Genomic DNA, 12,457 nt, shown 5'->3' with positions numbered 1-12,457 from the left:
GCTATTCTTGATCGCCGACTGGATGCAGTCTTCCAAAGTAAGCATTTTGGCCGATACGCCGCCGGTGGCCAGAAATAAGACCAGAAGGGCGATTATTATTTTAAACCGATTGGAAGCCATTCAGCATTCTCCTCATTTAATAAATTATTGTTCCTCCGGTGAACAAGTTGCCTAATGAAACTATAAGTATAAAAATCAACCATACGGATAATAATACGTAACCGAACTTCTTTGGTTTCATATTATACACGACACCCAGTCCGATAGCCGTCACAATAATGCGCCAGATGGTAAAAGCATCAATTTGGCGAATCAAATAGAATAGAAAGGAACCATCGTCGACCGGTCTCAACAATCCCAATCCGGTATATACCGAGATCGAATCTTTACTCAACACCAGGGCAGTTCTGACAATGTCACCCAGAAGCCCCACCAGCGCGGCATAAGCAACAACGTTCACAATTATCCAGAAATTGGCTTTGCCGCCAAAGAGAAAATTGCCTGCGATCAATCCCAACGCGGAAATCACCCCAAATATCACGAGGGGATACAAGAACCATATCAGAAAATAGTACCATTTAAATGGATTGGCCGCGGCTTCATCAAAACCTTTTTGCACCTCCGCCTTCACCCGGTTGAACTGTTCCTCGCCCATCTGCTGTCTATATTTTTCTATATTCTGCATGGCCATAGGCATCAATTCCCGCGTGTAAATGGGACGAGTCATAAAACCCATTATTCCGCCCAGAACAGCCACGATAACAAATGGGATTAGCCAATCCGTTTTTCTGTTCAGAGTCGGAAAGAGCTTCGTCGGTTCGATAAATACTCTCCAGAATCTGGAAATCAGTCCAAGTCTCTGCACGGCCGATTCCGGGGTCGGGGAAACAACACTATTTTCCATTTCCATTTGTTCTTTCTCCATTTATTGGGTTCACAGGGGGATTTATATTCTCCTTTGCTTTCTAAGATAACGAATTTCGCAAATAAATCAATAGGTCGGCTCCGAATGGACATAAAAAAACCGGCACAGTTCCTGTGCCGGTTTGTCAATTTGGAACAGGTTATTCCCTGACAATTTTGACCTGAATGGCAGGAAAACCGGTGGGGTCGTTGTCCACCATCCTGAACCAGTTCATCATACGGTAATCCTGCGTGCGGGGCTCGAAATCCCCGTCATCCGTTATGGTTCGATAACTCGGCATCAGTCCCTCGGCAGTCATCAAAATCAGAGGGAAATTTGTGGAATCATTATTGTAATTATCCGGTTCCAGAGAAATAATCACCGTCCCGGCGCGATCATTTCTATTCAGAGAATCGGCGAAATAGATGCCCCTAGGGCCTAATCCCGCCGGAAGACTATCGGCGTTAAGAAAATCCTCGCCCGGAAAAGACGGAACCCGCTTCTTCAAAGAATACCTATTCCGGTCATCCCGCGCGGCAAAACTCTTAAAGGATCCGGTAGTGATGAGTCCGGCGTTGGAAGGGGTTATCCAGTAATCGATCGTACCCGGCAGCCAAGAAGGTCGAGTCAGCTTGCCAAAACTGGCCACTGGAGTTAAATAGGGCGAAATAACCCAGCCCTTATAATGCCAGCCGGTGCCGTCAAGACTCGGCAGATCCGTGGAGTTATCCAGGAAACGATCCAGAGTGTCGGGATGAGCAATCGTGTCATATCTGCGAGCGTGAATATAGTCCGTAAATGGAGCAATTTTAAATGTGTCAATTTCACTGTATGCTGAATCTCGGGGCGGGCCGGTAAGATGCTTGATAAGATACAACGTGTCGATCACAACCTGCGTATCGGGAGTCACATTAACGGGGAAAGAAACAAAATCGTAGTTGCAGGTTATATGCGTAAAAGTATCAAGATAAATAATATAGTTGAAATTAGTGTCTCTCCCCTCATTGGTAATGGCCAGAGTATCGGTCGTAAGGCGAAGAGTGTCAAGGTTGAGCGTATCGATTCTGATGATATCCGGCGGCAATCCGGAATAATCGAAAGTAGTGTCGATATTAAGGGGACGTTTTTCCGTGGAGGTAATGAGCAACCGAACATCGACCGTATCATCATAGCGCAGAGAATCAAAAACATAGAGACTGAACCAGATGCCGCTGGCCGGCTTGCTGCGTGAATCACCATCGGTGGGCGTGGTTATGGAATACCCGGCCATGGCCGTCCAGAAATTGACGGGAAATTCCATCTTCATATGCGACTTATTCTCCGGGGCCACGAGCGTATCACTCAACATAATCGGTCCCATCGAATCGGGGTAAGGATCGGGATACTGCTCAACCGTCAGGCTGATTCGCCTATATTTGAGAACGTCGAAATTAACCGTCCATAATGAATCAATTCTATTTCCCGTGGTATCCAAAAAGCGATACATTTTGCTGTCCCAATTGAATTTGCCAAGCGACTTATGGCCGCCATCTTTATCAACGAGCCAGATTTCATAAACCATTCCGGGAGGCGGCGATGGCAACCGCGCGGGAGTTAATATAATTTTGGTCGATGCCACTGGAGCCAGAATATCATCAGGCTGGGTGCACCCCGCGATAAAAGCGATCACTAAAGCCGACAAGATAATGATTAACAAGCGGTTATGGTGCCCGTACATATAATTATTTCCTCCTCACATTCAGTATTTTCAAGAACATTAGACGATTATACTCCAAAGATTTCCGACTGTCAAGCCCTAATTTGCAAAATTCCCCACCTTTCTCCTTGACCTCTATATCCTTATGACGCGAGTCTAAAGAATTGACGTTCAAAGACGATAATTAGATTAAAGAATTCCCACATTTTATGGTTGGAGCTGAAATTGAAAATCTGTCCTAGTTGCAAGGCCCAAAATATCTTTGAAGGGGCCCAATTCTGCAAAGATTGCGGCGCTCCTCTCAATGAAATGGCCGCTCCTGTCGTCCACAGACAGGAGCCCGAATCTGACAATAATCCTGATTTTATTGTCACCGAGGCTGTCGGCGCCGGAGATCCGCAATTTGTCGGGATTGAAAGCAGCCTCGATAAATCCCGAAATCCCGAGGATGATTTGGAAATTAAGACGACCGCTAATCTTCTGGATGATGAGGCCTGCGGCGCCGGTCATCTCCCCGACCAGCGCCCCAAAAGTGTTCCCATTGGTGAATCTGCCCCCCCCGTTCCCACTATATCCGAATATAACGAAGCAGATACTCAGAAGAAGGGAGCAGCACAGCTTTCCTCAAACGGCAATGAAAAGCCGGAAATCAAAAAGCTCTCCAAAGAGGAATTGGCCGACATAACCAGGAATCTTTATGGCACAAATGAATCTGCCCCGGGAAGGCCCGAGTCTTCCACAAAAAGGAACAACGGTTTTGAGACCGGTCGAGAGCCCGTTGCGATGGCCGCTTCGGCCCTGGCCGCCGCAGATCAGAACGGCATCCGGCCGATAGAAGATCCGGCCCTTGCTGCCGGGATCCAGAAAACGCATAAAGTCAGAGGCGTTGCCTATTTTAGGAAGAATTTCATTCAGGTCATGGGCAATCCCTATCTGCATATCGGCGATGAACTGGTCATAAACGAAAAACGTTACCTTCTGAAGCCCAAGAAAATCAGCCGGAATATGGCCATCGGCTTTTTCGCCGCCATTCTGGCCATTCTTCTCTTTCTGGTGGGATCTCAATTCATCAGCCCGACCGTCTCCGGTGATGGTGAAATCGTCGGCCTGATTCTCAACCAGGACGGCCGTCCCTATCTCGAGGGAGCCCGGGTGACTGTTCCAAGCCTGAATAAATCCACCTCTACCAATGCGCAGGGATTCTTCCGCTTTGAGATGGTTCCAACCGGAACTTATAATCTGGTCTATGATTTGGGTGGCAATTATACCGGTCGGGGCAATATTACCGTAACCGCCGGTCAGACGACCCTGATGACCTTCAGTGATTTTGCTCTCAAAGTAAATCCGCCGACTGGCCGTTCGGAAACGGGTGCGGCCGGGATTACCGAGACTATCCCGGACCGCCCAAACGAGAACAATCGCGAAACTCAATCGGAAACGCGCTCCCGGACTCAATCAGGATATGCAACCATTGAACTTATGGCCAATATTGCCGATGCCCGCTTGACTGTCGATGACAAAGTCATGGGTGCCGGCAATAACACCTATACTCGAATTAAAACAGGGCATCACAAGATCAAAGTGGACAAGCCGGGCTATACCGAGTACACAACCGAAATCGAGCTCGCCGCCGATCAAAGAGTCGCAATCACCGCCAACCTGAGTCCGATCTCCAACAATGCCGTGGCTTCCGCTTCCGCCGAGAATTATCTGACCCTCGGAAATCTGGCTATGGGCTCGAATGACTACGAGAAAGCGATTGTCGAATATTCGAAAGCAATTGAACTGATGCCTAATTTCAAAGACGCCTATGCCAAGCGGGCTGATGCATACGGCAAGATCGGTGAAAACGGCAAGGCTGTTGAAGATTATGTTCGCCTCGGAGAAATCTATCGGATCAGCAGTAATAATATCAAGGCTGTCGAGGCTTTTACCGCGGCTCTGACATTTGACAACAATAACAAAACTGCCCTGGTCGGACGCGCCGGCGCCAGGCTGGATAAGGGTGATTACAGTCCCGCTTTGACCGACTTCCAGGCGGCCCTGAAAATGGACGAACAGTTCTACCCCGCCCTTTTCGGCAGCGGTATCTGCCATTTCAAACTGGGAAACAACAAGCAAGCCGACAAATATTTCAAGAACGCTTACAAAATCAATCAGGGCGACCCCTTTTTATTCCAGTATATGATGCTCAACTATCTGGCTCTTGACGATGTCAAGAAACTCAGAAAAACCTATGCCGAATACAAAGCGGTGGCGAATCCAACCGAGCTGGCGGAAATTAAATCTTCCAGTCGCTTTGCTCCCGTTATCAGGCTGATCAACGAGGAAGACAGATAACACCGTGTCACAAAAGATAAACTGCTGGGAATTCAGAAATTGCGGGATGGAACCGGGCGGAATATTCTCAAAGATTCATGGCGAATGCCCGGTTCCGAAAATGATGAAATTTGATGGCGTCAACGAAGGCAAGGGCGCCGGACGATCCTGCTGGATGGCCATGAACGCCGCCTCCGGGAATGGGCCTTACATCTGCCGGAACAGCCGAATCTCCTGCCTCCGTTGCGAGTTTTACCGCCGGGTGCAGGGAGAAGTCGAAGAGATTCCGGATGAATTCATCGCACGTCCCAGAATAACATTCTGATTGCGCCCCATCTCATATCGCCCGCCCCTTCAGATTTGCGTTTCTCAAGATATCTATTTTCATTTTTCCTATAGAGTTTTCCTTTTCATTGCAAAGTTAGCTTCTTCTGGGCAATCGTCTCACCAAATCCCTCAATATTACTCTTTCTCACCCCCTGAATTCCCAATCGGCGGACTTTCAATTATAACCGCTATTCGTTATATTAAGCAACCATGAGGAAGAGGAGTAAAAGTGAATTGCAATAAATCCATAATGTTAAAAGCACTTGTGACGGCTGCGGCCGTGATTATCTGGACCGGTCATGCCCTGCCTCAGAATCCGCCGCCGGCAGGAAGGCAGGATATCCCTGATATCGGCACCTTCATAAAAATCGGCAGCTGCGGCTCCCCAAAGATAAGTCCGATTACCGGCGAACTGTTTTTCGTAAGCTCCATGAGCGGCGCTCCTCAGCTCTATCGGCTGACATCGGCCGGCTGGCCATATCAGTTGACTTTCTTTGATGACGGCCTCGATTGGCATTATCTCTCGCCGGACGGCTCACGAATTATCGTCGGCGCTTCAGTCGGCGGCTCGGAACAGTCACAACTCTTTCTGGTGCAGTCTGAATATGGGGAAATGACCCAATTGTCTCGCAACCCAGACACCCAGTACGGTTCGGTGGTTTGGAAAAAAGATGGGCGCGGCTTTTATTTCCGCTCCAATCAGGAAAACAAGCGCGATTTCAAACTGTACTACTATGACTTGACAACAGGGCGTGACAGTATGATTTTCGATATGGAAGGCTCCAATTTTATTTATGGCCTTTCTCCGGATGGACGTTACCTGATTTTTTCCCACTCTTTCTCCAATGCCGATAACAACCTCTATCTGGTGGACCTTCCGATCGGAAAGGCCGAACTGCTCACGCCCCACAAAGAAGAAATAATCTATGACTACCCTTTCATTATGCCTGACAACAGGACCATTTATCTGACCTGCAACGGCAACGGCGAGGGTACCCTTAAGCGGGCCAGATTGGATGTTGTAACAAAAAAGATTGAATATCTCGATCCCGATTCTCCATGGACCATCGATGCCATTGCTCTTTCCGATAACCGGCGATACATCACCTGGCTGGTCAATGAAGAGGGATATGCCAATATCAAATTATGGGATCTGCAGGAGAATTCCCCCCTCCCCCCTCCATCTCTATCCGGTATGATAAGTGCCGTTGAAGTTGCTGATGACGGTCGCCTGGTATTCCCTTTTTCCAGCCCTACCAAAACCCAGGATATCTGGCTCTGGGATTGGCCCCGGCAGGAACTTCGGAAATTGACCAATTCCAGCTATGCCGGGGTAAACCAGAATCTTTTTATTGAACCGACTCTCATAAAGTACAGATCATTTGATGGCCTCGAGATTCCCGCTTTCCTCTATCTTCCTCCCGACTACAATGGCAAACCTGTTCCTTTTATTATTCACGCTCACGGCGGGCCGGAAAGCCAGTTCCGACCTTATTTCCAGCGCAATTTCCAATATCTTCTGCTCAATGGCTATGGCGTGCTCGCTCCCAATATCCGCGGTTCTTCCGGCTATGGCCGTGATTTCATGAACCTCGACAATTTCAAAAATCGCCTCAATTCCATAAAGGATATCAAAGCCGCCTGCGACTATCTGATAGAAAACAAATACTCCGATTTCGGCCTGATTGGCATAAAGGGAACCAGCTACGGCGGCTATGTCGTTCTGGCCTCAATTACCGAATACCCGGATCTGTTCGGAGCCGCTTTCGATGAGGTGGGCATCGCCAACTTTGTCTCTTTCCTTCGAAACACCAAGGATTATCGCCGCCAGAATCGCGAGGCGGAATATGGCCCTCTGGAGGATACAACCTTTTTGGCCTCCATCTCCCCTATTCACAAGGCCGACCGCATCAGGACCCCTTTGCTGGTAGCCCATGGCGTGAACGACCCCCGCGTCCCAATCGGTGAAGCCCGTCAGATCATAAAGGCCATTCAGGATAAGGGCGGCGTGGTCGATTCGCTGATTTTCCCCGATGAAGGGCATGGCGTGAGCAAAACCGCCAACTCGATCAAGCTCTTCCGTGCCATGGTCGAATTTTTTGATCGCTACCTGAAGAAAGGCAATTAAAGAGAAAATCCTCGGAGAGCTATTCGCCTATGATCTTTATGACACCCTTTTGCGGCGACAGCCGTCAAATTCGGCGTAATAGACTTGCTGCCAGGGCCCAAGATCAAGTTCCCCCTTTGTGATTGGAATCATAACCTGGTAACCCACCAGTAAATTCTTCAGATGCGCATCGCCATTTACCTCGCAGGTGCGGTGATGCCGATAGCCAACCCCCTCCGGTGCCAGTTTCTGCAGCCATTCATCAATATCGTCAATCAATCCCGATTCGGCGTCATTAATATAGACCCCGGCGGTTATATGCATGGCGGAAACCAGCACTAACCCTTCGGCGACGTCGCTCTTTTCAAGGGCGACCTGAACCTGGTCGGTTATATCGAGATATTCCCGCTTCTTCTGAGTTTTGAAAACAAGGTATTCGGTGAAGCTTTTCATCACGGATTTTTATCAATCCAGGAATTGACCGAATACTTTTCCTGCAATTCCGCCCCAAGCTTGCGGGCCGCGGCAAGACTCTGAAAATTCCCGATTCTCACCCGATAATGCGTGATTCCTTCGACTATCGCCTCCGCGATGAAAGGCTGGTAACCCCGGCGGGCAAATACCTCAATCATTTCCTGTGCCGCTCCCCGGTCAACTCCGGCCCCGACTTGAACCGTGTAGCCACCGCCCCGGATCGAGGACTCGACAACTACTTCAGTGGGGACTTCAGGAGGTGCTTTGGATATTTCGGACTCTGCTGGGGAAACGGCCACATTTTCCGGCGGTATCTCTTCAGGATTCCTCTCGGGAGTAACCGGACTCTCTGCGACAACCGCGGTACTGTCTGCTTTCGGTCGTTCAGGAGCTGTCGTATCCTTCAGGTAGTCCCCAAATTCGGCCTGCGTCACCTCCCGCTCCAACTGCGCCACTTTCTCTTTATCCTTGTTACAGCCTCCTCCCAGGCATGCGACCGCCAGGAATATCAAGCCTAAAGCTAGTTTCCTCATGATTCCTCCATAAACATCTTTTGAATAAAGAACACTTATCGGCCCCTTGTCAAGCTAAATTAATCCCCCTTTCCTCACCATTCCAACCCTGAAAATAAATTTATTGAATTTGAAACTAATATTAGATACAATGTTATAAAAATGAGGATACCATGATGAAATACGCAAATAATGTTCTGGAAACGATCGGCAAAACGCCCCTGGTGAGAATCTCAAACGGCCTTTCTCAGGGTGGGCCGCTAATGCTGGCGAAACTCGAATTCACCAATCCCGGCGGCTCGGTTAAAGATAGGATGGCCTGCCATATTCTCAGGAAGGCGGTCGGCGAGGGCAAATTGAAACCCGGCGATACCGTCATTGATAATACCTCCGGTAACACCGGCGTGGCCATGGCCATGACCGCCGCCGTTCTCGGTCTCAAGGCTATCCTGACAGTGCCGGACAAAACCAGTCAGGAGAAAATCGACCTGATCCGTTCTTTCGGAGCGGAAGTGATTGTTACGCCGGCCGAGCTCGACCATGACCATCCCGACGGATGTTATATGAAAGCCCTTAATCTGGCCCGGGAGCATGGATATTTCCATATGAATCAGTACCACAGTCAGGACAATGTCATGGCCCACTATCTCTCGACCGGGCCGGAGATATGGGAAGATACCGATGGCAGAGTAACCCACTTTGTGGCCGGAATTGGCACCGGCGGCACATTCTCGGGAGTCACGCGATTCCTGAAAGAAAAAAACCGGGCTATAAGGGGAATTGCTGTTGACCCGGCCGGCTCGATCTTCGCCGCCTATATAAAGAGCAATGAAATTTCTCATGCCGAGGCTTATAAGGTTGAAGGAATAGGTTCTGATACCGTTACGCAGGCCCTGCACACCGACCTAGTGGATGAGGTCATTACCGTGACCGACCGAGATGCTTTTAAAACCGCCCGTACCCTGGCCCGAAATGAGGGGCTTTCGGTCGGCGGCTCATCTGGGGCAGCGGTCTGGGCCGCCCGTAAGGCGGCTGCTAAACTCGATGAAAAGGCGCTGATGGTCGTGATCATTCCCGATTCAGGCACCCGATATCTCAGCAAATGCTTTAACGATATTTGGATGAAACAGCAGGGATTTCTCAAAGAAAACGTGGAGGTTTGATATATGATACATAAACGATCGGCCATAATTCTCTTATTGTCATTTGTCGCTCTATCTTCCACCGGATGGGGAGCAGGCGCTAAAGGGCCATCGTTGACGGTGGAAAAAGTTAATTGGGATTTCGGTTCCGTCCCTTCCGATTTCCGGCTGATCCATTACTATAGAATCAAGAACACCGGCAGTGATATCCTGCATGTGACCCGGCTGAATGCCAACTGCGACTGCACTTCGGCTCTAATAAAGGACTCCCTCCTGGCTCCCGGTGATTCCTCCGATATCAGAATGGTTTTCCATACCCGCGACTATTATGGCACGACCAATCGGAAATTGACGATAATCTCCAACGACCCGGACAAACCGGCTTTTGATCTGGACTATTCAGCTAATATCGATTTCTTCCACAAACTCCATACTTCCGACCCCAAATATTTGACCTTTCTGCAGGGGCAGAACATGAAAGCGGTTAAGTTGATTAACCAGTCTGAGGATGATATTGATTACATCCTTGAGAAAGAACCGGATTCCATTTTCACGGTAGATAAAACATCCGGCAACATCGAAGCGGGCGAATTCGAGATGGTCAATGTCACAATCAAGGATAACCTTCGCAAAGGAACATTCTATAGCAATTTTACAGTCACCTACAACACTGAACCAAAACTGCGCCTCTCCATTCCTGTCAAAGTGGTCCGATATTAATAAGAGCACCCAGGTGCAACCCTGAATTCGGTGAGCCGATTTTTACTTAACATATTCGAAATGGCTCGTAGCTTATCGCTTTACTGGCGCCAAAATATAAGATTATATTGATTATACTAATCCACGATGGTTTATTTGTGGCAGACATGGTGCAACTCCGGGATTGAAAATATTTTCAAAAAATGCTTGACAAATTGACAAATGATTCTATTTAATACTAATAGTTTGAGGGTGACTCTCTGCTGTCCCTGGGTAGTTTCCTAGCCCCCTCTACCCAACCAGAGTAGCGCCCTCTTTTTTTATGCACGATGCCGGGGACAGATATCGGACTGAAATTATCCCTTGATATTCATGACTGGATAAAAGCGTGCCACCCTTCGGGATATGCCGATCGCATCAACCGCTTCGATAACATCATCAATATCTTTATAGGCAAAAGCAGCTTCCTCGGCCAGGCCGGGCATATAGCCGGTCTTAACCAGTATCCCGCTTTCCTTCATCCTCTGCTTGACCGCATCACCCCTGATCATCCGCTTGGCCTGCATACGGGACATGGTTCGACCCGCGCCATGAAGCGTTGAACCAAAGGACTCCTCGTCGGCCTTTTTGGTTCCACAGAGAAGTGCCGAACCGGTTTCCATGGAACCGCCGACGATCACCGGCTGCCCGACAGACTGATATTTGAGGGGGATTTCGGGTCGCCCCGGCCCAAAAGAGCGGGTGGCCCCTTTGCGGTGAATCAGTAGTTCCTCCATGTGGCCGTCGATTTCATACTTCTCAATCTTGGCAATGTTATGGGCGACATCATAAATGGTTTCAATGCCCAGTTCCTCATCGCTTTTTTTAAAGACATCCTTTAAAACTCTGCGGATTCCCGAGACAATAAGCTGCCGGTTGGCAAAGGCGGCATTGGCGGCGCAGGCCATTGCCCTAAAATATCTTTGCCCTTCTTCGGATTTGGCCGGCGCCGACATCAATTCCCGGTCTCTCACCGTCAGGCCATATTTTTTGGCGCATTTATCGAAAATCTGAAGATAATCGGTGGCGATCTGATGTCCAAAACCGCGTGAGCCACAATGGATTGCCAGAATAACCTGATAGTCCCGGTCGATCCCGAAGACTTTTGCGGTCTCTCTATCATAGATATTTTCCGGGGTGGCAATTTCGACTTCCAAATAATGATTTCCCGAGCCCAGCGTTCCCATTTGATTTATCCCGCGAGAGATAGACTTTTCCGAGACCGCCGTATGGTCGGCTGGCTCCAGCCGCCCACGATTTTCAATATGCTCAAGGTCGGCCGACGTGGCATAACCATTGGTCAGACACCACTCGGCTCCCCTTTCCATCAACTCATTGAATTCCTTGCGATTCAGCTCTACAAAACCGCTCGAGCCTACCCCCGATGGAATGGTCGAAAAGAGCTTATTCAAAAGCTCCTCCATCTTGGGCTTGAGTTCGTCGAAGGTCAGATTGGTGCGGAGAAGTCTCATGCCGCAGTTAATGTCAAACCCGATCCCTCCCGGTGAAATAACCCCGTCACGCAGGGAGAAAGCTGCAACTCCGCCAATGGGGAAACCATACCCCGAATGACCGTCAGGCATGCATAAGGCATATTTCTTAATCCCCGGCAAGCAGGCGACATTGGTTATCTGGTCGATCACTCTTTCGTCGATACCGTCAACCAGCGTTTCGGAGGTCAATATCCTAGCCGGAACCAGCATCCCCTGTTTGAAGTCAACCGGAATCTCCCAAATATTGGGGGTAATCTGTTTAAATCTCTCTTTTTTCATAAATCAAACACCACCTCTGCCTTCCATATCTCTCCCATTTTTTCTACCCTGAATTTATAGAACGTAACCGCTTTAACATCCGTTTTCAAAATATGTCTCTTGGGGTCGATCGAATCTCCAAAGAGACGTCCCTGCAGGGCAGCTTGCCCCTCCTTTTCAAAGTTTATTTCGGCCCGTTTCATAAGGAAACGCTCCGCATCCTTGATAAAAATTATCTCCGATAACCACTGGAAAAAAAGATCCTCAAAATTCTCTCCTCTGAGCGAAACCGGCCTTTCCCTGTTTTCCATCAATCCATCAATATCGACCATAATCGATGTCAGGCCGATGGCGGCGTCGTTGAAGAGTTCGAAGCGATTCTTTCCGGTTGCGACAAGACCGATATCGGCGCTGGTATGCAGATCGGTCAATTCAAAAGGCATATTAGAAGATAAAAAAAATCGCCGCCTGTTTCAAGCGACGATTT

At 48.9% G+C, this 12,457-nt stretch carries 10 protein-coding genes and 1 pseudogene; 5 read left to right on the top strand and 6 right to left on the bottom strand.

Going from position 1 to position 12,457, the window contains the following annotated elements; all coding sequences use genetic code 11:
- Window positions 1-136: 136 nt before the first annotated feature.
- Window positions 137-910, bottom strand: a complete 774-nt coding sequence (locus NT002_07635) for a YIP1 family protein (protein MCX6829140.1) — start codon at window positions 908-910, stop codon at window positions 137-139.
- Window positions 911-1,064: 154 nt separating this feature from the next.
- The gene (locus NT002_07630; GenBank protein MCX6829139.1) at window positions 1,065-2,621 is read right to left on the bottom strand and encodes an anti-sigma factor; all 1,557 of its coding nucleotides are present in this window, start codon (window positions 2,619-2,621) and stop codon (window positions 1,065-1,067) included.
- 288 nt (window positions 2,622-2,909) lie between these two features.
- Here NT002_07630 and NT002_07625 point away from each other — a divergent pair, with 288 nt between their 5' ends.
- The 3 genes from NT002_07625 to NT002_07615 all read left to right on the top strand — a co-directional run bounded on the left by NT002_07625 (window position 2,910) and on the right by NT002_07615 (window position 7,374).
- Entirely contained in the window at window positions 2,910-4,940 is a 2,031-nt protein-coding gene (locus NT002_07625) for a tetratricopeptide repeat protein (GenBank protein MCX6829138.1), read from the top strand.
- A gap of 4 nt (window positions 4,941-4,944) precedes the next feature.
- Window positions 4,945-5,244, top strand: a complete 300-nt coding sequence (locus tag NT002_07620) for a hypothetical protein (GenBank protein MCX6829137.1) — start codon at window positions 4,945-4,947, stop codon at window positions 5,242-5,244.
- A gap of 231 nt (window positions 5,245-5,475) precedes the next feature.
- Entirely contained in the window at window positions 5,476-7,374 is a 1,899-nt protein-coding gene (locus NT002_07615; protein MCX6829136.1) for a S9 family peptidase, read from the top strand.
- A gap of 19 nt (window positions 7,375-7,393) precedes the next feature.
- Here NT002_07615 and NT002_07610 read toward each other — a convergent pair.
- Window positions 7,394-7,806 (bottom strand): annotated as a pseudogene (locus NT002_07610) (secondary thiamine-phosphate synthase enzyme YjbQ).
- Window positions 7,806-8,360, bottom strand: coding sequence for an SPOR domain-containing protein (locus NT002_07605; protein ID MCX6829135.1), 555 nt, complete (start codon window positions 8,358-8,360; stop codon window positions 7,806-7,808). The pseudogene NT002_07610 and the gene NT002_07605 overlap by 1 nt, the downstream one beginning before the upstream one ends.
- 152 nt (window positions 8,361-8,512) lie before the next feature.
- On the opposite strand from NT002_07605, the gene NT002_07600 reads away from it, so the two are divergent.
- Window positions 8,513-9,502: a cysteine synthase family protein gene (locus NT002_07600; protein ID MCX6829134.1), complete on the top strand. Its 990-nt coding sequence runs from the start codon at window positions 8,513-8,515 to the stop codon at window positions 9,500-9,502.
- Between the two features lie 3 nt (window positions 9,503-9,505).
- Window positions 9,506-10,201: a DUF1573 domain-containing protein gene (locus tag NT002_07595; protein ID MCX6829133.1), complete on the top strand. Its 696-nt coding sequence runs from the start codon at window positions 9,506-9,508 to the stop codon at window positions 10,199-10,201.
- A gap of 335 nt (window positions 10,202-10,536) precedes the next feature.
- Here NT002_07595 and NT002_07590 read toward each other — a convergent pair whose 3' ends face one another.
- Both NT002_07590 and NT002_07585 read right to left on the bottom strand, forming a co-directional pair.
- The gene (locus NT002_07590; protein MCX6829132.1) at window positions 10,537-11,991 is read right to left on the bottom strand and encodes an RtcB family protein; all 1,455 of its coding nucleotides are present in this window, start codon (window positions 11,989-11,991) and stop codon (window positions 10,537-10,539) included.
- On the bottom strand, window positions 11,988-12,413 hold the full coding sequence (locus tag NT002_07585) for an archease (GenBank protein MCX6829131.1): 426 nt from the start codon (window positions 12,411-12,413) through the stop codon (window positions 11,988-11,990). The genes NT002_07590 and NT002_07585 overlap by 4 nt, the downstream gene beginning before the upstream one ends.
- Window positions 12,414-12,457: the final 44 nt, after the last annotated feature.

Source organism: Candidatus Zixiibacteriota bacterium (assembly GCA_026397505.1).
Classification (GTDB): Bacteria; Zixibacteria; MSB-5A5; order GN15; family PGXB01; genus JAPLUR01.
This window is presented reverse-complemented; position numbering and strand designations above follow the sequence as displayed.

Excerpts from the sequence above, each read along its gene's own strand:
- NT002_07635 (MCX6829140.1), bottom strand. The coding sequence starts at position 910 with ATGGAAATGGAAAATAGTGTTGTTTCCCCGACCCCGGAATCGGCCGTG.
- NT002_07630 (MCX6829139.1), bottom strand. The coding sequence starts at position 2,621 with ATGTACGGGCACCATAACCGCTTGTTAATCATTATCTTGTCGGCTTTA.
- NT002_07625 (MCX6829138.1), top strand. The coding sequence starts at position 2,910 with ATGGCCGCTCCTGTCGTCCACAGACAGGAGCCCGAATCTGACAATAAT.
- NT002_07605 (MCX6829135.1), bottom strand. The coding sequence starts at position 8,360 with ATGAGGAAACTAGCTTTAGGCTTGATATTCCTGGCGGTCGCATGCCTG.
- NT002_07600 (MCX6829134.1), top strand. The coding sequence starts at position 8,513 with ATGATGAAATACGCAAATAATGTTCTGGAAACGATCGGCAAAACGCCC.
- NT002_07595 (MCX6829133.1), top strand. The coding sequence starts at position 9,506 with ATGATACATAAACGATCGGCCATAATTCTCTTATTGTCATTTGTCGCT.
- NT002_07590 (MCX6829132.1), bottom strand. The coding sequence starts at position 11,991 with ATGAAAAAAGAGAGATTTAAACAGATTACCCCCAATATTTGGGAGATT.
- NT002_07585 (MCX6829131.1), bottom strand. The coding sequence starts at position 12,413 with ATGCCTTTTGAATTGACCGATCTGCATACCAGCGCCGATATCGGTCTT.